The sequence below is a fragment of the Azospirillum rugosum genome (assembly GCF_017876155.1).
GTDB lineage: Bacteria > Pseudomonadota > Alphaproteobacteria > Azospirillales > Azospirillaceae > Azospirillum > Azospirillum rugosum.
Genome location: NZ_JAGINP010000014.1, coordinates 1 through 17,942, shown reverse-complemented (window position 1 = coordinate 17,942; position 17,942 = coordinate 1). Strand labels below are relative to the sequence as shown.

General features: G+C 69.3%; 19 protein-coding genes. 12 read left to right on the top strand and 7 right to left on the bottom strand.

Translation table 11 applies throughout. The annotated features are described in order from the left end of the window. Positions 1–188: 188 nt before the first annotated feature. On the top strand, positions 189–680 hold the full coding sequence (locus J2851_RS18995) for a PRC-barrel domain-containing protein (RefSeq protein WP_246500779.1): 492 nt from the start codon (positions 189–191) through the stop codon (positions 678–680). A gap of 166 nt (positions 681–846) precedes the next feature. Here J2851_RS18995 and J2851_RS18990 read toward each other — a convergent pair whose 3' ends face one another. The 4 genes from J2851_RS18990 to J2851_RS18975 form a co-directional block, all read right to left on the bottom strand. After that, the gene (locus J2851_RS18990; RefSeq protein ID WP_246500778.1) at positions 847–1,311 is read right to left on the bottom strand and encodes a bacteriohemerythrin; all 465 of its coding nucleotides are present in this window, start codon (positions 1,309–1,311) and stop codon (positions 847–849) included. An 88-nt stretch (positions 1,312–1,399) separates the two neighbouring features. Then, the gene (locus J2851_RS18985; RefSeq protein ID WP_209768019.1) at positions 1,400–2,149 is read right to left on the bottom strand and encodes a DUF2927 domain-containing protein; all 750 of its coding nucleotides are present in this window, start codon (positions 2,147–2,149) and stop codon (positions 1,400–1,402) included. A gap of 267 nt (positions 2,150–2,416) precedes the next feature. Next, positions 2,417–3,430 carry a DUF6352 family protein gene (locus J2851_RS18980; RefSeq protein WP_209768018.1) on the bottom strand — a complete coding sequence of 338 codons (1,014 nt, stop codon included), beginning with the start codon at positions 3,428–3,430 and terminating at the stop codon, positions 2,417–2,419. A gap of 73 nt (positions 3,431–3,503) precedes the next feature. Continuing rightward, a complete protein-coding gene (locus J2851_RS18975) occupies positions 3,504–4,448 on the bottom strand; it encodes an alpha/beta fold hydrolase (RefSeq protein WP_209768017.1) in 945 nt (314 codons plus the stop codon). Between the two features lie 150 nt (positions 4,449–4,598). Here J2851_RS18975 and J2851_RS18970 point away from each other — a divergent pair, with 150 nt between their 5' ends. Continuing rightward, positions 4,599–5,303: a septal ring lytic transglycosylase RlpA family protein gene (locus tag J2851_RS18970; protein ID WP_246500777.1), complete on the top strand. Its 705-nt coding sequence runs from the start codon at positions 4,599–4,601 to the stop codon at positions 5,301–5,303. A gap of 6 nt (positions 5,304–5,309) precedes the next feature. Here the strand turns inward: J2851_RS18970 and J2851_RS18965 are convergent, their stop codons facing one another. After that, positions 5,310–6,146, bottom strand: coding sequence for an SDR family NAD(P)-dependent oxidoreductase (locus tag J2851_RS18965; protein WP_209768016.1), 837 nt, complete (start codon positions 6,144–6,146; stop codon positions 5,310–5,312). 554 nt (positions 6,147–6,700) lie between these two features. Here J2851_RS18965 and J2851_RS18960 point away from each other — a divergent pair. The 4 genes from J2851_RS18960 to J2851_RS18945 all read left to right on the top strand — a co-directional run bounded on the left by J2851_RS18960 (position 6,701) and on the right by J2851_RS18945 (position 9,004). Then, complete coding sequence (locus J2851_RS18960) at positions 6,701–7,147, top strand: MaoC family dehydratase (protein ID WP_209768015.1); 447 nt, start codon at positions 6,701–6,703, stop codon at positions 7,145–7,147. Between the two features lie 169 nt (positions 7,148–7,316). Next, positions 7,317–8,258 carry a bifunctional riboflavin kinase/FAD synthetase gene (locus J2851_RS18955; RefSeq protein WP_209768014.1) on the top strand — a complete coding sequence of 314 codons (942 nt, stop codon included), beginning with the start codon at positions 7,317–7,319 and terminating at the stop codon, positions 8,256–8,258. A gap of 18 nt (positions 8,259–8,276) precedes the next feature. Beyond that, a complete protein-coding gene (locus tag J2851_RS18950) occupies positions 8,277–8,453 on the top strand; it encodes a hypothetical protein (protein ID WP_209768012.1) in 177 nt (58 codons plus the stop codon). 68 nt (positions 8,454–8,521) lie between these two features. Then, positions 8,522–9,004 (top strand): DUF29 domain-containing protein, encoded by a 483-nt coding sequence (locus J2851_RS18945; RefSeq protein ID WP_209768011.1) that lies wholly within the window; start codon positions 8,522–8,524, stop codon positions 9,002–9,004. 23 nt (positions 9,005–9,027) lie between these two features. Here J2851_RS18945 and J2851_RS18940 read toward each other — a convergent pair whose 3' ends face one another. Both J2851_RS18940 and J2851_RS18935 read right to left on the bottom strand, forming a co-directional pair. Further along, positions 9,028–9,369, bottom strand: coding sequence for a type II toxin-antitoxin system PemK/MazF family toxin (locus J2851_RS18940; RefSeq protein WP_209768009.1), 342 nt, complete (start codon positions 9,367–9,369; stop codon positions 9,028–9,030). After that, on the bottom strand, positions 9,366–9,620 hold the full coding sequence (locus J2851_RS18935) for an AbrB/MazE/SpoVT family DNA-binding domain-containing protein (protein WP_209768007.1): 255 nt from the start codon (positions 9,618–9,620) through the stop codon (positions 9,366–9,368). The genes J2851_RS18940 and J2851_RS18935 overlap by 4 nt, the downstream gene beginning before the upstream one ends. Positions 9,621–9,755: 135 nt before the next feature. Between J2851_RS18935 and J2851_RS18930 the strand changes: the two genes are divergently transcribed. From J2851_RS18930 to J2851_RS18905, 6 genes are all read left to right on the top strand, one after another. Beyond that, positions 9,756–10,454: an orotate phosphoribosyltransferase gene (locus J2851_RS18930; protein ID WP_209768006.1), complete on the top strand. Its 699-nt coding sequence runs from the start codon at positions 9,756–9,758 to the stop codon at positions 10,452–10,454. 219 nt (positions 10,455–10,673) lie between these two features. Next, positions 10,674–13,529 carry an isoleucine--tRNA ligase gene (gene ileS, locus J2851_RS18925; RefSeq protein WP_209768004.1) on the top strand — a complete coding sequence of 952 codons (2,856 nt, stop codon included), beginning with the start codon at positions 10,674–10,676 and terminating at the stop codon, positions 13,527–13,529. Between the two features lie 154 nt (positions 13,530–13,683). Beyond that, a complete protein-coding gene (lspA, locus tag J2851_RS18920) occupies positions 13,684–14,187 on the top strand; it encodes a signal peptidase II (protein ID WP_209768002.1) in 504 nt (167 codons plus the stop codon). A gap of 65 nt (positions 14,188–14,252) precedes the next feature. Next, a complete protein-coding gene (locus J2851_RS18915) occupies positions 14,253–14,843 on the top strand; it encodes a DUF3035 domain-containing protein (protein ID WP_209768317.1) in 591 nt (196 codons plus the stop codon). 81 nt (positions 14,844–14,924) lie between these two features. Beyond that, the gene (locus J2851_RS18910; protein ID WP_209768000.1) at positions 14,925–16,319 is read left to right on the top strand and encodes a M16 family metallopeptidase; all 1,395 of its coding nucleotides are present in this window, start codon (positions 14,925–14,927) and stop codon (positions 16,317–16,319) included. Between the two features lie 130 nt (positions 16,320–16,449). Next, positions 16,450–17,766: a M16 family metallopeptidase gene (locus J2851_RS18905; protein ID WP_307419945.1), complete on the top strand. Its 1,317-nt coding sequence runs from the start codon at positions 16,450–16,452 to the stop codon at positions 17,764–17,766. Positions 17,767–17,942: the final 176 nt, after the last annotated feature.

The following is a 17,942-nucleotide window of genomic DNA, read 5'->3' as shown; positions in this document are numbered from 1 at the left end:
AATCGGGGGTACGGCCTTCACGCCGCGGCTGCTCCCTTGGGAGTCCTGCGGGCGGATCCCGACCCGCGAGTCGCCCACCCCGTTTTCCCCGCCGCCGCCCCTCATGTCACAGCCCAAGCCCCCGCTTCGGCCCGCGACCTTTCCGGGCGCTTCCGGTTGAGGGGGGTCTGGAGAAAGGAGAAGGCCTCATGCGCAAGATGGTTCTGACCACCCTGTCCGCCCTGGCGCTGATGACCGGCGTGGCGGCGGCCCAATCGACCCCTCAATCCCCTGCCCAATCCCCTGCCCAATCCCCTGCCCAATCCACCACCCAATCGACAGCCGCATCGCCAACCGCGCGCCCGATGAACATGCCGGGCATAGCCAGCGTCGACCAGCTGATGAACCGCACGGTCGTCGGCTCCGACGGGGAGCGGATCGGCAAGGTGACGGACGTGATCCTCGGCCCGGAAGGCCACGCCCAGCTTCTGGTCATCCAGAGCGGCGGCTTCCTCGGCATCGGCGGCAAGACGGTGGCGGCGGACATCGCGCTGGCCGACGTGCAGCCCGGCGAGGACTCGATCAAGCTGCGCGACATGACGCAGGCCAGCGTCCGCGACATGCCGGAGTTCCAATACGACGACAGCATGACCTCGCTGAACCGCAGCCCGCGGCGTAGCGGCGACCAGCCCAAGCAGTAAAGGCAAACCAACCCCTCTCCCTGCCCCGCAGGGAGAGGGAGGGACCCGCGCCCCGTGGGCGCGGGAGGGTGAGGGCCAGGATTCTCGAAAGGACCTTGCCCTCACCCTTCCCACGCCGATGGCGTGGGCCCCTTCCCTCTCCCATCGGGGATGGGAGAGGGAGATTTCACGCCTCCACCCCGCGCTCCTTCAGATACGCCCCCAGCTTCTTGTCCACGCCCAGGATGTGGCCGGTCAGCCATTTGCCGAGGAAGCCCAGGACGAAGGCGCCCTTTTCCCCGCCGGCGTCCAGCGCGCTGTTCACGTCGTGCAGTTGGCGGACGAAGGCGTCGTGCATCGCCTTGTGGGTCGCAAGGTCCGGGTAGGCGTGCGCCTTCATCAGCCCTTCCTCGCGGTCGAAATGGGTGTCGGTGTAGTCCAGCAGGTCGGACAGCACGCCCTGGATGTCGCTGTCGGCGCTGTTGGCGTTCACCGCGGCGACGAACTCGTTGAACAGCTCGAACAGGCGCTTGTGGTCGGCGTCGATGGTGGCGTGGCCGACTCCGAACTGGTCCTGCCACGGCACCGCGTCCCAGCGCGGTTCGGACAGGTTTGGCTTCATGGATTTGGGCGCGAGCGTGGCGAGCGGCATGGCGTTTCCTCTTATCGTTATGGCCATACCGTATAAGGGGAAACAGCACCCGGCCGCTGGGCGGCAAATCGCCTCACATTGTTTATGGTTATTCCCGCATCCGCTCGGCCAGGATACGGCGCGCGGCGGCTCCGGCCTCCGCGGCGTCCATGGCGGGGGTCAGCCGGCGGTCGTAGAGCACCGACAGCAGCAGCCGGTCGATCGGCCCGATGCGGCGGTAGCCGACGTCGTCGTTCAGAAGGGTCCCGTCGGGATGGTCCTCCACCTCCCCGAACATGCCCATGGACTGGTACAGCTCCTCGGCGAGGCAGGCCTCCGCGTTGTCGGGACCGACCACGGCGGCGTTGATGATGATGCGGGAGCCGCGGATCTCCCCGTCCGTCACCATGGGCAGGGCGATGCAGGTGAAGGGCTCGTCGCGCCGTCCGTTGGCCAGCGACACCATCGGCGGCCAATAGCCGCGGTGGTTGGTCACCACCACGTCGATGTCGCCGGACCAGAAGGGCTGCTCATGGACCGTGATGGTCAGGCCGGTGGCGGCCTCCAGGTCGGCCGCGATCGCCTGCGCCGCCGGGAACCAGCGGGCCGCCGCGTCGCCGCGCAGGGTCACGTTGACCGGGCGGGTCCAGCGCGCGAGCGGGTGCGCGCGCTTCAGCTCGTCCCGCAGGGCGCCATCCTGGAACAGCCGCGCCATGCCCTCCAGCCCAGCCTCCGCCGGCTGCTCGTCCGGCGCTGTGCGGACGATGAGGGGCATGCCGCCGACGACACGCGTCTGGGCGCGGGCCGGCCCCGGCAAGGTGACGGCGAGAAGCAGAAGAACGCAGATGGCAAGGCGCATGGGTCGGCACTCCATCCCCGGTGATGAAGGCGCTCCCCAACCGCCGCTCGACAAGGATGGCCGGGCGATGCATTGCCGCCCGGTCCGTTCCAGGAACCTAGAGCCGCCGGCCCCGCGGGCAAGAGCCGTTTAACCCTCTCCCCCCTGGGGAGAGGGCAGGGTGAGGGGGGCCCGCCACCTTGGTACGTCCGGCACAAGCGCAACCCCCTCACCCTAACCCTCTCCCCAGGGGGGAGAGGGAATTTTGAGCGCGATTGCCCTCGGCCCTCAGCTCCGCTCGGCGAGCGGCAGGTTCACCAGCAGGTTCTGCGGCTTCAGGCGCAGCTTGCGGTCGGTGCCCATGGCCATGGCCAGATAGACCGGCCGCCCGGCGAGGTCGGCGCGCATGGCCGCCGGGTCGGCGAACTCCAGCCGGAACAGGGACAGGACGCGGGCCAGCCGCTCCTCCGTCACCTCCACGCCGTTGTACAGGTCGTTCAGGATGGCGGTCGCCTCCGCGTCCAACCCGACGTGCCAGACCCAGCGCTCGTCGCTGATCCGCTGCACCGGGTGAATGGTGACCTTCACCCCCAGGAAATGGGCGACCCAGGCCTCCAGCACGCGGCTCAGTGCGTCCAGCCCGGCCGCGGCGAAGGTCACGTCCAGCACCGTGTCGTGCGCCGACTCGCGGCCCCAATACTGGCCGTGGTTCGTCTCGTCCAGGATGTCCATCTCGACGGAGCGCGGGGCGGTCCCCGCCTCCACCACCAGCCGGCCCAGGCTGCCGAAACCGCCGGTGGCGGCCAGCATCTCCACCGTCTCGGCGTCGGCGAGCCGCACGCGCCCGTCCTCGACCGAGACCGCCTGTTGCCGGAAGAACAGCTCCCCGGCCCGCGCGCGCAGGCCCGACGGCGTCTCGTCCAGGATGCCGCGCAGGATGACGTGCGCCAGCTGGTCGACGAACAGGCCCGGGACGCCGCGCGCGCCCTCCCGGAACAGGCGCAGGTAGCAGCCCTCCACCGTCCCGGCGGCGAGCAGACGGTCGCGGAAGCCCAACCAGACCGCCCAGTTCTCCCGCGCGTCCTCATCAGCCAGGGCCTCCACCATGCCCGGCGGCACGGAACGCGTCGGGTCGTCCAGCAGGCCGGCGTAGAGCGCATTCTCCGTGTCGCAGGCGTCCTCGGGCGGGCGCATCTCCGGCCGCATCAGGTAGGCGCGCAGGAAGTCCGGCGTGACGGCGAGCCGCCCGTCGGCGTCGCGATCCAGCAGGTGGTAACCGGACTCTCTCCAGAAATCGGGCATCGGGGGATGAACCTTGAAAGAAGACCAAATGTGTACGGATTTATAAGCGCAAAGACCGGCCGGCGTTCAACACTCAAAGCCCCACCGACGCGAGGAACGCGTCGATGTCCGCCCACACGCGGTCGCGGATCGCGTCGCATTCCATCAACAGCTCGTGCTTGGCCTCGGGATACTCCTTCAGCGTCGCGTTGGGCAGCCGGGCGGCGACCAGCCGGTGGGAGTCGGAGCGCACGATGGCGTCCTTCGGCGCGCTCAGCAGCAGCACGGGCGTGGTCACCTGCTCCAGCGGCAGGGCGCGCAGCAGCTGGTCGGAGGCGCGCAACGCCGCCCGCACCCAGCCGAAGCTGACGCCGCCGACCCGCAGTTCCGCACGGTCGCGGAAGGCGTCGTGGAACACGGCGTAGCGCCGCGCGTCGGAGGTGATCGGGTTGGCCGGGGTGAACAGCCCCTCCACCGGCTTGTAGTCGCCCTGGCCGAAGGCGTACTCGCGCGCCCGGCCGCGGGCGCAGAGCTGCTCGGCCAGCCACACCGCCAGCGGGCGGGGCACCGGGCCGGTGAAGATGTCGTACATCGGCGCCGTGACGATCGCCGCCTTGTACCAATCGGGATGGCGCGCCACGCCCAGCGTCGCGACCAGCCCGCCCATGGAGTGGGCGAGCAGGACCAGCGGCCTCCCCCCGGCGGCCGGCCGCACCACGCGCTCGACCACCGCGTCCAGGTCGTCGGCCAGCGTGTCGAAGCTGTCCAGATGGTGGATCTGCGGGTTGGGGAGCGGCCGGTCCGACAGGCCCTGGTTGCGCCAGTCGAAGGCGAAGACCTCGAACCCACGGTCCAGCAGTTCCCCGGCGGTCTCCGCGTACTTCTCCACGAACTCCGACCGGCCGGTCAGGAGCAGAACCGTGCCGCGCGCGGGTGTGACAAAAGATGGCCAATGCGCGGTGCGCAGCCGCGTTCCATCGTCCAGGGTCAGCCAGCCGAACAGCGGGTCCGAGCGCAGATCCGCCAGGGTTTCGGCCATGATGTCGCTCCGTCTGGTTGGCGCCGCAATTGAACCATTCGGGGCCGGTCAGGTCCACCCTGCCCGACCGCCCATCACCCGCTTCCCATACCAATGCCGGAACACCCTCCCCCGCCGCGCGTTTCCCAAACCGTTGGGAGGTACTGACATATGCACATTCCGCGTACTCTGTTCGTGGCGCTTTGCGCGCTGACCCTCACCCTTCCGGTGATCGCCACACCGGCCCACGCCCAGCCAAGCGGGACGACCCACAGCTTAAAACCGGCCGAGTCCAAGTCGCACAGGGCGAAGCCCCACGCGGCCAAGTCGACCGCCGCCCGGCACCACGGCGCCAAGAGCGCAAAGGTCGTCAAGGCCAAGGGGGAGAAGGCGAAGGTCCCGCCCGTCGCCGTCGAGCGCACCGAAACCGGCGAGCCCGTCATCGTCCACGAGGGCGAGGCCTCCTTCTACGGCGGCGACTTCCACGGCAAGAAGACGGCCAGCGGCACGCCCTTCGACCAGAACAAGCCGACCGCCGCCTCGCGCGAGTTGCCGCTCGGCACCAAGGCCACGGTGACCAACCAGGACAACGGCAAGAGCGTCGAGGTCATCGTCAACGACCGCGGCCCCTATGTGGACGGGCGGGTGATCGACCTGTCGAAGAACGCCGCGAAGAAGCTGGACATGATCGACGACGGCGTCGCCCCGGTCCGCGTGGAGGCCAAGCCCTCCGCCCAGCCGACCGAGGCCGCGAAGGAGAAGGTCGAGGCCAAGGCCGAGAAGGCGGACAAGACCCAGACCGCCGAGAAGCCGGCGAACGCTCAGGCCGGTGCCTCGGGCGACCAGCCCGGAACCGGCTCGGGCAGCAGCGAGTAATGCCCTCTAAGCCCGCGGCGGCGGCCGGAAGCCCCGGCCGGCCCGCTGGCCCCGGTCGAAGGCGGCGAGCAGCGCGCTCAAGCCGCCCGACGCCGCGTGGCGCGACCACAGGAAGGGGCGCAGCACGTTGCGGGTGCCGAAGCCGTGCACATGGACCGTTCGCCGCCCCAGCGCGTGCAGCCCTTCGCGCGCCACGTCCATGGGGTCGGCGGCGCCCGGCAGGGCGTTCAGCGCGAAGCCGGCGCGCCGGCCGAAGTTGGTGCGGGTGGCGCCGGGGCACAGCACCAGCACGTCCACCGGCTTGCGCCGCAGCTCCGCCGCCAGCCCCTCGCCATAGGCGAGGATGAAGCTCTTGCTGGCGCTGTAGGTGGCCAGGAACGGCACCGGCTGAAAGGCCGTGGTGCTGGACACCAGCAGCAGCCCGGCGCGCCGGTCGTCGCGGGCCGCGCGCTCGATCATGCCCGGCAGCAGGGCGCGGGTCAGCACCGTGGTCGCCACGACGTTCAGCTCCACCGTCGACCGCTCGAACTCCGGCGTGTTCTCGATGACGGCGCCGAAGGAGCCGACGCCGGCGTTGTTGATCAACAGGTCGACCTCCAGCGCCTCCGCCTTCAGGATCAGGGCGTTGCGCCCCTCGTCGGTGGTCAGGTCGGCGGCCAGCACCTCCACCCGGCGGCCGGCAATCTGGTGGCTGGCAGTCTCCAGCTCCGTCTTCAGGCCGTTCAGCGCCTCCGCGTTGCGGGCGGTCAGCAGCAGGTTGGTGGCGGCCGGCAGGGCGCGGGCGAAGCAGGCGCCGATGCCGGAAGATGCGCCGGTGACCAGCGCGAAGCGGTGGGCCATCATGGGTCGGGGCTCCTGTCGCCGGGGGTATCGCTTGTGACGGTTGGTCGCGCCGAATGGAAGTCAACCCAACAGATCGATGACAGACTTTCGCCCCCATTCGGGCCGTCCGGCATGCCGCACCGCAACGCGCAGCCATTGTGTGTATACAAATGAATGGCGGCGAGTAATGCTCAAGCTTTGACTCGAAATGACGGAAATCGAGACGGCGCGCCCGGCAGTGCCCCGGGGGGCCGCTGCGGCGATACGCCGCACCATGGGCAGTCCCCGCTCTTGCCCGCAACCTTTGCTAAGTGGTTGCGGCGCATGGCCTTGCAGCAGAAGGCCGGCGGATTGAAATAGCGTCGGACACCGGGACTCGCCGCGCCGCCTCGCCCGATCTATCGCGCAAGTGTCACACAAGTCGAGAAGTCCGCCGCCTCTTTCGAAGGCGGCTTAGAGATTTTTTCACTTTTTCGGGCGACTCGTGTTGCCATGATGTGGTTGCAGTGCATATATCGCGCCGCACCATACGTGTTGCCGCGCCCCACCCGGCGCCTGATGAGAGGGACCGCGTCATGGACGATGTTCGCCAGATCAAGGACAACGAGGGCCACTGCATCGAGGATCTCGCCGTCGGCATGACGGCGTCCTTCGCCAAGACCGTCACCGAGGCGGACATCGTGCTGTTCGCCGGCATCTCCGGCGATACGAACCCGGTCCACCTGAACCAGGAATACGCCAGCGGCACCATGTTCCAGGGCCGCATCGCCCACGGCATGCTGAGCGCCGGCTTCATCTCCGCCGTGCTGGGCACCAAGCTGCCGGGGCCGGGCTGCATCTACATGTCGCAGAACCTGAAGTTCAAGGCGCCGGTCCGCGCCGGCGACACGGTGACCGCCCGCGCCACCGTGACCGAGCTGATCCCGGAGAAGCGCCGCGTCGTCGTCCGCACCGTCTGCACGGTGGGCCAGACGGTGGTGATCGAGGGCGAGGCGCTGCTGATGGTCCCCTCCCGCGGCTGACCGGACTCCGGTACCGACCTTTTGATCCGTAACATATTGACGCGAGCCGGTGCGTAGACCACGCGCCGGCTCCGTTCTATATAGTCGCCCGAGGCATTGGCCCGCCCACCGGCGGGCCGCCGTCGTTTCGGGGGCCGAAGACGGCCCGCAGACATCAGGGCGTGCACGCATGCGATTGTTCCGACACACCGCCGACCTGCCGGCCGACGCCCGAGGGGCCGTTGTGGCGCTGGGCAACTTCGACGGGGTGCACCGCGGTCACCAGGCGGTGATCGGCACCGCCCAGCGGATCGCCCGCGACCTCGGCGCGCCGTCGGCGGTGCTGACCTTCGAGCCGCACCCGCGTTCCGTCTTCCGCCCGGCCGACGCGCCCTTCCGCCTGTCGCCCTTCCGCGTGAAGGCCCGCCACATCGAGGCGTTGGGCGTCGACCTGCTGTTCGTCTGCCATTTCGACGACAGCTTCCTGCACAAGTCCGCCGAGGCCTTCATCGAGGACGATCTGGTGCGGGGCCTGGGCGTGCGGCACGTCGTCTGCGGCTACGACTTCCTGTTCGGCCACGGCCGCCGCGGCGACCCGGCCCTGCTGAAGCAGGCCGGCGCGGAGCACGGCTTCGACGTGACGGAGGTCGGCACGATCGCCGACGAGGCGGGCGGCGTCTACTCCTCCACCCGCATCCGCGACGCGCTGGTCGCCGGCAACCCGCGCGAGGCGGCGCGCCTTCTGGGCTCCCCCTGGGAGATCGAGGGCCGCGTGGAGCATGGCGACCACAAGGGCCGCACCATCGGCTTCCCCACCGCCAACGTGGAACTGGCCGACTACCTGCGCCCGGCCTTCGGCGTCTACGCGGTGCGGACCGGCGTGGACCACGGCCCGGCCACGGTCTGGCGCGACGGCGTCGCCAACCTGGGCCGCCGCCCGACCGTCGGCGGCACGGTGGAGCGGCTGGAGACGCACCTGTTCGACTTCGACGGCGACCTCTATGGCCAGCACCTGCGCGTGCAGCTCATCGACTTCTTGCGCCCGGAGCGCAAGTTCGGCAGCTTCGCGGAGCTGAAGGACCAGATCGTCCAGGACGCCGCCGCCGCGCGGGCCGTGCTGGCGAAGGGCTGAGCGGAGGGGGAGGAAGCGATGGAGCGCGTGATCCTGCTGATGTTCATCCTGAACCAGGGCGGCCCGACCACCATCGACTTCGACACGCTGGACCAGTGCAAGGCGGCCGAACCGGTCATCACGCAGGTCTACCGCGAGATGACCGGCAACACCGTGCTGACCCGCTGCATCCGCCTGAACCTGCCGGCGAAGTGATAAGGCGCCCGGTGGACAGCCGGCGCTTTCCACCGTTATCCTGAGTCCAAGCAATCGCGAGGGTCGCCATGCCCGACGGCCGCCTCTACGACACCGACTGGTACGCCTGGACCCAGGAGCAGGCCTCCGCCCTGCGCCGGATGGCCGAGACGCGCGTCAACTCCGAGCTGGACCTGGAGCATCTGGCGGAGGAAGTCGAAAGCTTGGGCCGCAGCGAAGAAAGCGCACTCGTCAGCGCCCTGACCCGTGTGATCGAGCATCTCCTGAAGCTGGAGCATTCCCCCGCCCCGGCACCGCGCAACAAGTGGATCCTCAGCGTGGTGGAGCAGCGTAGCCGGGCGACACTCGCTCTGGAGGAAAGCGGCACGCTCGCGCGCAAGGCGCCCGACCTTCTGCCGAAAGCCTGGCGGGAGGGGCGCAAGCTGGCGGCCAAGGCCCTCGAACTGTTCGACGGCGTGGCGTCCGACTCCCTGCCCACCGACTGCCCTTACACGCTCGACCAAATCCTGGACGACGATTTCTATCCGGCCAACCGCCACGGGCTGGCGTGACCGACTCCGCCCGCGAAGCAAGGCTATTCGCCCCGGACCAGCGCCTCGCCGATGTCGCGGATGTGCTGGAGCACGTCCGGGGGGCACTGGTCGAATTTCTCGACCCGGCGCGCGGCGTAGTCGACGGTGCGCAGTTCGTTGGCCAGCACGACGCCCTTGGCCTTCCTGGCCCCGCGCATCGGCACCTCGAACGTGCCGCCCTTCGCCTTGGTCGTCATCGGCACGATCAGCGACAGGCCGGTCGCCACGCTGTAGTAGGCCGGCGTCAGCACCACGGCCGGATGGCGGAAAGCGGTTTCCTGGCCGGCCTGCGGGCTGAGGTCGATCCAGACGATATCCCCCGCGTCAGGAACATAGGTAGTCATAAGGTTTCACGCCCCTTGGGCGCGTCGTCCCACAGCCGCTCCTCCGGCGCATGCCGATGCCGGTCCGGATCGAATCCGGCAACGAGTTCACGCAGGGTCGGCTTCCGGGCGGACTGGATGGTCACGACGCCGTTTTCCTCCCGGAACGTCACCGGCCCGCCGCCCTCGTCGATCCCCAGCATGCGGCGGATCTCCACAGGGATTGTGACCTGCCCTTTTTCCGTGACCTTGGCGTTGCGGATCATGCCCATCGCCGCTTACCTCCTTACTCTTTACCTCATTACCTACCGCGGATCCGGCGTTTCGGCAAGCCCGCCCCCATTGCGATTCGCCCGCCGGGGGGCTACACACGGGGCAGATTGACCCTGCCCGGGAGCCGTACCTCCATGACCACCGCGTCCGCCGCCCTTCCCGATCGGGAAACCATCGCCGCCACCGCGGCCAAGATCCTGCTGGAGATCAAGGCGCTGCACTTCAACGCCGACCAGCCCTTCATCTTCACCTCGGGCTGGGCGAGCCCGGTCTACACCGACTGCCGGCGCATCGTGTCCTTCCCGCGCGCCCGCAAGGCGCTGATGGACTTCGCCGTCGCGACCATCCTGCGCGAGGTCGGCTACGAGAGCATCGACGCGGTGGCCGGCGGCGAGACGGCGGGCATCCCCTTCGCCGCCTGGATCGCGGAGCGGCTGGAACTGCCCATGCAGTATGTCCGCAAGAAGCCCAAGGGCTTCGGCCGCAACGCCCAGATCGAGGGCCTGCTGACCGAGGGCCAGCGCGTCATCCTGGTCGAGGACCTGGCGACCGACGGCAAGAGCAAGGAGAACTTCGTCACGGCGCTGCGCAACGGCGGCGCGGTGGTGACCGACAGCTTCGTCATCTTCCACTACGGCATCTTCCCGCAGTCGAAGACCAACATGGAGAAGATCGGCGTCCGCCTGCACGAGCTGTGCACCTGGTGGGACGTGCTGAAGGTCGCCCGCGACAACCAGTATTTCGACGCCAACACGCTGACCGAGGTGGAGAAGTTCCTGAACGACCCGGTCGGCTGGTCCGCCGCCCACGGCGGCAAGTCCAGCTTCGACTGAGTCACGGCAATTGCCCCGGTGGCGGGCACCGCGCCTTGACCGCACCGCACACACGGCTAATATCCGCGCCATGACAGTTTCGGCGTGGGTCATGACGCGCACGGCGCGAATTACCAACCCGGCCTCCTGAGGGGGGCCGGGACTGCCTTCATGCGTGTGTCGGGGGCCTGACCGCCGCCGCCCGACGGTTCTGCTCCAGGTTTCAGGAAACACCCCCCGATGACCCGCGACTACAAGTCCACCGTCTTCCTTCCGCGCACCGACTTCCCCATGCGCGGCGGCCTGCCGACCAAGGAGCCCGAGTTGCTGAAGCGCTGGGAGGACATGAGCCTCTTCCAGCGGCTGCGCGACACGGCCAAGGGTCGGGAGAAGTTCATCCTCCACGACGGCCCGCCTTACGCCAACGGCAACATCCACATCGGCCACGCGGTCAACAAGGTGCTGAAGGACGTCATCGTCCGCTCGCGCCAGATGCAGGGCTTCGATTCCAACTACGTGCCCGGCTGGGACTGCCACGGCCTGCCCATCGAGTGGAAGATCGAGGAGAAGTACCGCGCCGCCGGCCAGGACAAGGACCAGGTTCCGCTCAACCAGTTCCGCGCCGAATGCCGCCAGTTCGCCCAGCATTGGGTGAACGTGCAGGCCGGCGAGTTCCGCCGCCTGGGCGTGGAGGGCAACTGGGCCGAGCCCTACCTGACCATGACCCTGCCCGCCGAGGCGCAGATCGTCCGCGAGATCCACAAGTTCGCCATGAACGGCGGCCTCTACAAGGGCGCCAAGCCGGTCATGTGGTCGGTCGTGGAGAAGACCGCGCTGGCCGAGGCGGAGATCGAGTACCACGACCACACCTCCACCACCGTCTTCGCGCGCTTCGCCATCTGGGGCTCGCCGGCGCCGGAGGTCGACGACGCCAACATCGTCATCTGGACGACCACGCCCTGGACGCTGCCGGGCAACCGCGCCATCGCCTATGGCGACGACATCGAATACGCCGTCTACAAGGTGCTGGCGGTCGAGGAGGGCAGCCTCGCCGAGGTCGGCGAGCGGCTCGTCATCGCCACCGCGCTGGCCGAGAGCGTCTTCAAGGAAGCGAAGATCAGCGACGCGCGCCAGCTGCACAAGTTCCCCGGCTCGCGGCTGGCCGGCGGCTACTGCCACCACCCGCTGACCCGCAGCGGCTACGACTTCAAGGTGCCGCTGCTGGCCGGCGACTTCGTCACCACCGACGCCGGCACCGGCTTCGTCCACATCGCGCCGGGCCACGGCGAGGACGACTTCCACCTGGGCCAGGCCAACGGCATCGAGGTGCCGCAGACGGTGGGCGAGGACGGCCGCTATTACGACCACGTCCCGCTCTTCGCCGGCCTGCGCGTCTACACGGCGGAAGGCAAGCCGGGCGAGGCCAACGGCGCGGTGCTGAAGGCCTTCGCGGAGGTCGGGGCGCTGCTCGCCAAGGGCAAGATCAAGCACAGCTACCCGCACAGCTGGCGCTCCAAGGCCCCGCTGATCTTCCGCACCACGCCGCAGTGGTTCATCTCCATGGAGACGAACGACCTGCGCAAGGTCGCGCTGCAGGCCATCTCCGACACGACCTGGTTCCCCGCCCAGGGCGAGAACCGCATCCGCGCGATGATCGAGCAGCGGCCGGACTGGTGCATCAGCCGCCAGCGCGCCTGGGGCGTGCCCATCGCGCTGTTCGTCAACAAGCAGACCGGCGAAATCCTGCGCGACGCCGACGTCTTCACCCGCATCGCCGACATCTTCGAGAAGGAAGGCTCCGACGCGTGGTTCGCCCGCCCGGCGCAGGACTTCCTCGGCAACGCCTACCGCGCCGACGACTACGAGCAGGTCAAGGACATCGTGGACGTGTGGTTCGAGTCCGGCTCGACCCACGCCTTCGTGCTGGAGCAGCGGCCGGAGCTGAAGTGGCCGGCCTCCCTCTATCTTGAGGGGTCCGACCAGCACCGCGGCTGGTTCCACTCCTCCCTGCTGGAAAGCTGCGGCACGCGCGGCCGCGCGCCTTACGACGCGGTGCTGACGCACGGCTTCACGCTCGACGAGCAGGGCCGCAAGATGTCCAAGTCGCTGGGCAACGTGGTCGCCCCGCAGGAGGTCTGCGACAAGTACGGCGCCGACATCCTGCGCCTCTGGGTGGTCAGCACCGACTACACCGAGGACCAGCGCATCGGGCCGGAGATCATCAAGTACCAGGCCGACCACTACCGCCGCCTGCGCAACACGCTGCGCTACATCCTGGGCGCGCTCGCCGACTACACCCCGGCCGAGCGCATCGCCGTGGCGGAGATGCCGGAGTTGGAGCGCTGGGTCCTGCACCGCCTGTCGGAGCTGGACGCGCTGGTCCGCGCGAAGATCGAGGCCTACGACTTCCACGACCTGTCGGTGGCGATCCACAATTTCTGCGCCGTGGAGCTGTCGGCCTTCTACTTCGACGTCCGCAAGGACAGCCTCTACTGCGACGCGGCCGGCTCGGTCCGCCGCCGCTCGGTCCGCACGGTGATGGAGCATCTGCTCTCCACCCTGACCGCGTGGCTCGCCCCGATCCTCTGCTTCACAGCGGAGGAGGCGTGGCTCGCCCGTCCGGAAGGTTTGGCCGGGGTCGAGGGCTGGACCGAGGAAAGCGTGCACCTGCGCCTCTTCCCGGCCATCCCCGCCGACTGGCGCAACGACGCGCTGGCGGAGAAGTGGGAGGCCATCCGCAACGTCCGCCGCACCGTCACCGGGGCGCTGGAGCTGGAGCGCGCCAACAAGAAGATCGGCTCGTCCCTCCAGGCCGAACCGACCGTCTATGTGGACGCCGCGACCAAGGCCCTGCTGGACGGCGTGGACTTCGCGGAGATCTGCATCACCTCGCAGATCGAGGTGACGGAGGGCAGCGCTCCGGACGGGGCGTTCGTCCTTCCGGACGTCGCCGGCATCGCGGTGGTCCCCGGCCTTGCCGACGGCGGCAAGTGCGAGCGCTGCTGGCGCGTCCTGCCGGAGGTCGGCACCGACACCACTCACCCGACGCTGTGCCTCCGTTGCGCCGAAGCCGTCGAGGCCGAACCGGCGTTTTAAGGTCCTAGGACAGCGCCTGCGCTGGGCCCCCCTCCCGACCTCCCCCCACTTCGCGGGGGGAGGAGAAATCCCCTCCCCCGTCGAAGATGGGGGAGGGTTAGGGTGGGGGCCCAGCGCAACCACGTCCTGGGCAACAACCCTTCGGAGCCCCCTCATGAGCACCCTCTCCGCGTCCGGAACCCGCAGCTTCACGGTCTTCGGACTGATCGTCGCCGCGGTGGTGGTCGTTCTCGACCAGCTCACCAAATGGTGGATCCTCGACGTGGTCATGCAGCCCTACCCGCACGTCGTCGAGGTCACGCCCTTCTTCAACCTCGTGATGGCCTGGAACACCGGGGTCAGCTTCGGCACCTTCGGCAGCTCCTACGCCTTTATGCCTTATGTGCTGAGCGCGGTGGCGCTGGCCATCGTGGTGGCGATGCTGCTGTGGCTGCGCCAGGCGGAGCGGCGCTTCGTGGCGCTGGCCATCGGCATGGTCATCGGCGGGGCCATCGGCAACGTCATCGACCGCTTCCGCTTCGGCGCGGTCGCCGACTTCCTCGATTTCCATATCGGGGGGTGGCATTTCTGGGCTTTCAACGTCGCCGACAGCGGAATCAGCGTCGGAGTCGCCCTTCTGGTCATCGACGGGCTGTTCGCCGGCCGCGAAAAGTCGTAATAGATCACGCGACGGAGCCGCTATAAGGGATGCGGCCTGACAGACGACGGGACTTGATCGTGACGATGTTCTCCACCGCCTCCTCCGCCCTGCGGCGCAGCCGGGCCCCGATGCTGGGTCTGGCGCTTGTCGCGCTGGCGCTCGCCGGCTGCACCGACGTGCGCCGCTCCATCGGCCTCGACCGCACCAGCCCGGACGAGTTCTCCGTCGTGTCCCGCGCACCGCTCACCCTGCCGCCGAGCATGAGCAACCTGCCGCCGCCGCGCCCCGGCGCGCCCCGCCCGCAGGACGCCACCGCCACCGCCGTCGCCGCGGCCAGCGTGTTCGGCGGTTCCTCGCGCGCCCTGGCGACGACCGGCGGTGCCAAGACGGCCGGCGAGTCCGCGCTGATCGCCCAGGCCGGCGCCAAGAGCGGCATCGAGCCGGGCATCCGCAACAAGGTCGACCAGGAGACGACGCAGCTGATCGTCGCCGACAAGCACTGGATCGATACGCTGCTGTTCTGGCAGACGCAGGAGCAGCCCTTCTCCGTCGTCGACCCGAAGAAGGAATCGCAGCGCCTGCGCGAGGCCCAGGCCCAGGGCAAGGCGCTCAACGACGGGGTCACCCCGACCATCGAGCGCAAGCGCAAGGCGCCGTTGGAAGGATTGTTCTAAGCGGCACGCCGCACCATTATCCAGGGGGCGCTCCTCGGCCGGGGAGCGCCCCTTTTCTTTTCCCGGAAGCGAGAAGGCCACATGTCCGCCTCCAGCCTCGTCCGCCGCCTCGCCGCGGCCGGCGCACTCGCCGCCCTATCAGTCGCTTTGGCCGCGCCCTTGGCGTTCAGCCCAGCCACCCCCGCCCTCGCGGTCGAAAAGGGCGTCTTCTTCCCCGAGACCTTCACCCTGTCCAACGGCATGCAGGTGGTGGTGGTCACCAACCGCCGCGTGCCCGTGGTGACCCACATGGTCTGGTACCGGGTGGGGGCCGCCGACGAGGAGCGGGGCGTGTCGGGCATCGCCCATTTCCTGGAACACCTGATGTTCAAGGGGACGGACACGGTGCCCGCCGGCGCCTTCTCGCGCATCGTCGCCAAGAACGGCGGGCGCGACAACGCCTTCACCTCCTGGGATTACACGGCCTATTACCAGAACGTGGCGCGCGACCGGCTGGAGCTGGTCATGAAGATGGAGGCCGACCGCATGTCGAACCTCCGCCTCACCGACCAGGTCGTCTATCCGGAGCGCGACGTCATCATCGAGGAGCGCCGCCAGCGCATCGAGAACGAGCCCGCCGACCGCATCGGCGAGCAGGTCAACGCCACCCTCTACGTCCACCATCCCTACGGCACGCCGGTGATCGGCTGGCCGCAGGAGATGTCGACCCTGACCCGGGAGGAGGCGGAGCGCTTCTACAAGACCTGGTACACGCCCAACAACGCGATCCTGGTCGTGGCCGGCGACGTGTCGGCGGAGGAGCTGAAGCCGCTCGCCGAAAAATACTACGGCACCATCCCCGCCCGCGCCGTGCCGGAGCGCACGCGCGTGCAGGAGCCGCCGATCAGCGCCGCCCGCCGCGTCATCCTGCGCGACGACGAGGTGCGCCAGCCCTCCATCCGGCGCAATTGGCTCGCCCCCTCCTATCGCACGGACAAGGACGGCCACGCCTACCCGCTGGAGGTCCTGTCGGAGATCATGAGCGGCGGCCCGACCTCCCGCCTCTACCGCAGCCTCGTGGTCGACCAGCGCGTCGCCACCTCCGCCTATCTCGGCTACAGCCCGTCGGCCTGGGACGTGTCCAGCATCGGCGCCGGCGCCACCCCGGCGGCCGGCGTGCCCATGGACAAGCTGGAATCGGCGCTGGAAGCCGAGATCCAGAAGGTCGTCGAAAAGGGCGTGACGGAGGAGGAGGTCGCCACCGCCAAGAAGCGCATGCTGGCGGAGGCCGCCTTCGCCCGCGACAGCCTGACCGGCCCCGCCCAGGCGCTGGGCGCGGCGCTCGCCACCGGCCAGACCATCGACGACGTGGAGAACTGGCCCGTGCGCATCGACGCGGTGACCGCCGACCAGGTGAACGCCGCCGCCCGCGCCGTGCTGGGCAAGACCAACCACGTCACCGGCCTGTTGCTGCCGCTCCAGGACAAGGGAAGTTGAGATGAGCTTGCTTCGCCTTCGGCGCACCCCTCACCCCAACCCCTCTCCCACAAGGGGAGAGGGGCTATCGGCTCCAGCACTCACAAGCCCCTCTCCCCTCCGTGGGAGAGGGGTTGGGGTGAGGGGGCCGGTGCTGGCGCTCCTGCTCTTCCTCTTCGCCCTCCCCGCGAACGCCATCGAGATCAAGCGCGTGGTCAGCCCCGGCGGGATCGAGGCTTGGCTGGTGGAGGACCATAAGAACCCCATCATCGCGCTCGAATGGGCGTTCGAGGGCGTCGGCGCGGCCGACCCCAAGGGCAAGGACGGGCTCGCCAACCTCGCCGCCCGCACGCTGGACGAGGGCGCCGGCCCCTACGACAGCCAGGCCTTCGCCGCGAAGCTCCAGGACAACGCCATCGGCCTCGGCTTCGACGCCGGGCGCGACGCCTTCACCGGAAGCCTGCGCACACTGAGCGACCGCCGCGACGAGGCCTTCGAGCTGGCCCGCCTGGCCCTCAACGAGCCGCGCTTCGATCCGGAGGCGGTGGAGCGCATGCGCGCCGCCGTGCTGTCCAGCCTGCGCCGCGACCAGGCCGACCCCAACTACGTCGCGCGGCGTCTGTTCTACGCGACCGCCTTCCCCAACCACCCCTACGGCGACGAAATCCGCGGCACGCTGGAGACGCTTCCGACCATCGGGCCGGACGACCTGCGCGCCTTCGTGAAGACCCAGTTCGGCCGCGACCGGCTGCTGGTCACCGCCACGGGCGACATCACGCCGGACGACCTCGGCCGCGCGGTCGACCGCATCTTCGGCGCCCTGCCGGCCAAGGCCACGCTGCCCACCGTCGCGGATGCCGAGCCGAAGGGCCTGGGCGAGACCCTGGTCGCCACGCGCCCAACCGCGCAGACGGTCATGCTGATGGGCCAGCCCGGCATCAAGCGCGCCGATCCGGACTGGTACGCGGCGACCGTGATGAACTACGTCCTGGGCGGCGCCGGCTTCGGCTCCCGCCTGATGGAGGAGGTGCGCGAGAAGCGCGGGCTCAGCTACGGCGTCTACAGCTACCTGATCTCGCTGGACCACACGGCGCTGGTCATGGCCGGCGGCAACACGGTGAACGCCAAGGCCGGACAGGCGCTGGACATCATGCGGCAGGAGTGGAAGCGCATGGCCGAGGGCGGCGTCACCGACCAGGAGCTGGCCGACGCCAAGACCTACCTGACCGGCAGCTTCCCCCTGCAGTTCAGCAGCACCCAGGCCATCGCCCGCATCCTGCTGTCGGTCCGCCGCGACCGGCTGGGCATCGACTATCTCGACAAGCGCGACGCCCTGATCAACGCCGTCACGCGCGACGATGTGCAGCGCGTCGCCAAGCGCCTGCTCGACCCCGCGCGCCTCCTCACCGTCCTGGTCGGCCGCCCCGAAGGCGTCACCGCGACCAAGACCATCGACGGCGGGAGCTGAGGGGTTGGGGAATGGGGAGTTGGGGGAGTGGTCGCACTGGGCCCCCACCCTAACCCTCCCCCACCTTCGGCGAGGGAGGGAACTCCGCCGCTCACGCGCTCAACCCCTCCCCCCGTGAAGTGGGGGGAGGTCGGGAGGGGGGCCCAACGCAACCACTGCCCCCCCCCCCCCCACCC

What these genes read in the sequence shown, in the direction of transcription:
- J2851_RS18995 (WP_246500779.1), top strand. Translation starts at nt 189, where the DNA reads ATGCGCAAGATGGTTCTGACCACCCTGTCCGCCCTGGCGCTGATGACC.
- J2851_RS18990 (WP_246500778.1), bottom strand. Translation starts at nt 1,311, where the DNA reads ATGCCGCTCGCCACGCTCGCGCCCAAATCCATGAAGCCAAACCTGTCC.
- J2851_RS18985 (WP_209768019.1), bottom strand. Translation starts at nt 2,149, where the DNA reads ATGCGCCTTGCCATCTGCGTTCTTCTGCTTCTCGCCGTCACCTTGCCG.
- J2851_RS18980 (WP_209768018.1), bottom strand. Translation starts at nt 3,430, where the DNA reads ATGCCCGATTTCTGGAGAGAGTCCGGTTACCACCTGCTGGATCGCGAC.
- J2851_RS18975 (WP_209768017.1), bottom strand. Translation starts at nt 4,448, where the DNA reads ATGGCCGAAACCCTGGCGGATCTGCGCTCGGACCCGCTGTTCGGCTGG.
- J2851_RS18970 (WP_246500777.1), top strand. Translation starts at nt 4,599, where the DNA reads ATGCACATTCCGCGTACTCTGTTCGTGGCGCTTTGCGCGCTGACCCTC.
- J2851_RS18965 (WP_209768016.1), bottom strand. Translation starts at nt 6,146, where the DNA reads ATGATGGCCCACCGCTTCGCGCTGGTCACCGGCGCATCTTCCGGCATC.
- J2851_RS18960 (WP_209768015.1), top strand. Translation starts at nt 6,701, where the DNA reads ATGGACGATGTTCGCCAGATCAAGGACAACGAGGGCCACTGCATCGAG.
- J2851_RS18955 (WP_209768014.1), top strand. Translation starts at nt 7,317, where the DNA reads ATGCGATTGTTCCGACACACCGCCGACCTGCCGGCCGACGCCCGAGGG.
- J2851_RS18950 (WP_209768012.1), top strand. Translation starts at nt 8,277, where the DNA reads ATGGAGCGCGTGATCCTGCTGATGTTCATCCTGAACCAGGGCGGCCCG.
- J2851_RS18945 (WP_209768011.1), top strand. Translation starts at nt 8,522, where the DNA reads ATGCCCGACGGCCGCCTCTACGACACCGACTGGTACGCCTGGACCCAG.
- J2851_RS18940 (WP_209768009.1), bottom strand. Translation starts at nt 9,369, where the DNA reads ATGACTACCTATGTTCCTGACGCGGGGGATATCGTCTGGATCGACCTC.
- J2851_RS18935 (WP_209768007.1), bottom strand. Translation starts at nt 9,620, where the DNA reads ATGGGCATGATCCGCAACGCCAAGGTCACGGAAAAAGGGCAGGTCACA.
- J2851_RS18930 (WP_209768006.1), top strand. Translation starts at nt 9,756, where the DNA reads ATGACCACCGCGTCCGCCGCCCTTCCCGATCGGGAAACCATCGCCGCC.
- ileS (WP_209768004.1), top strand. Translation starts at nt 10,674, where the DNA reads ATGACCCGCGACTACAAGTCCACCGTCTTCCTTCCGCGCACCGACTTC.
- lspA (WP_209768002.1), top strand. Translation starts at nt 13,684, where the DNA reads ATGAGCACCCTCTCCGCGTCCGGAACCCGCAGCTTCACGGTCTTCGGA.
- J2851_RS18915 (WP_209768317.1), top strand. Translation starts at nt 14,253, where the DNA reads ATGTTCTCCACCGCCTCCTCCGCCCTGCGGCGCAGCCGGGCCCCGATG.
- J2851_RS18910 (WP_209768000.1), top strand. Translation starts at nt 14,925, where the DNA reads ATGTCCGCCTCCAGCCTCGTCCGCCGCCTCGCCGCGGCCGGCGCACTC.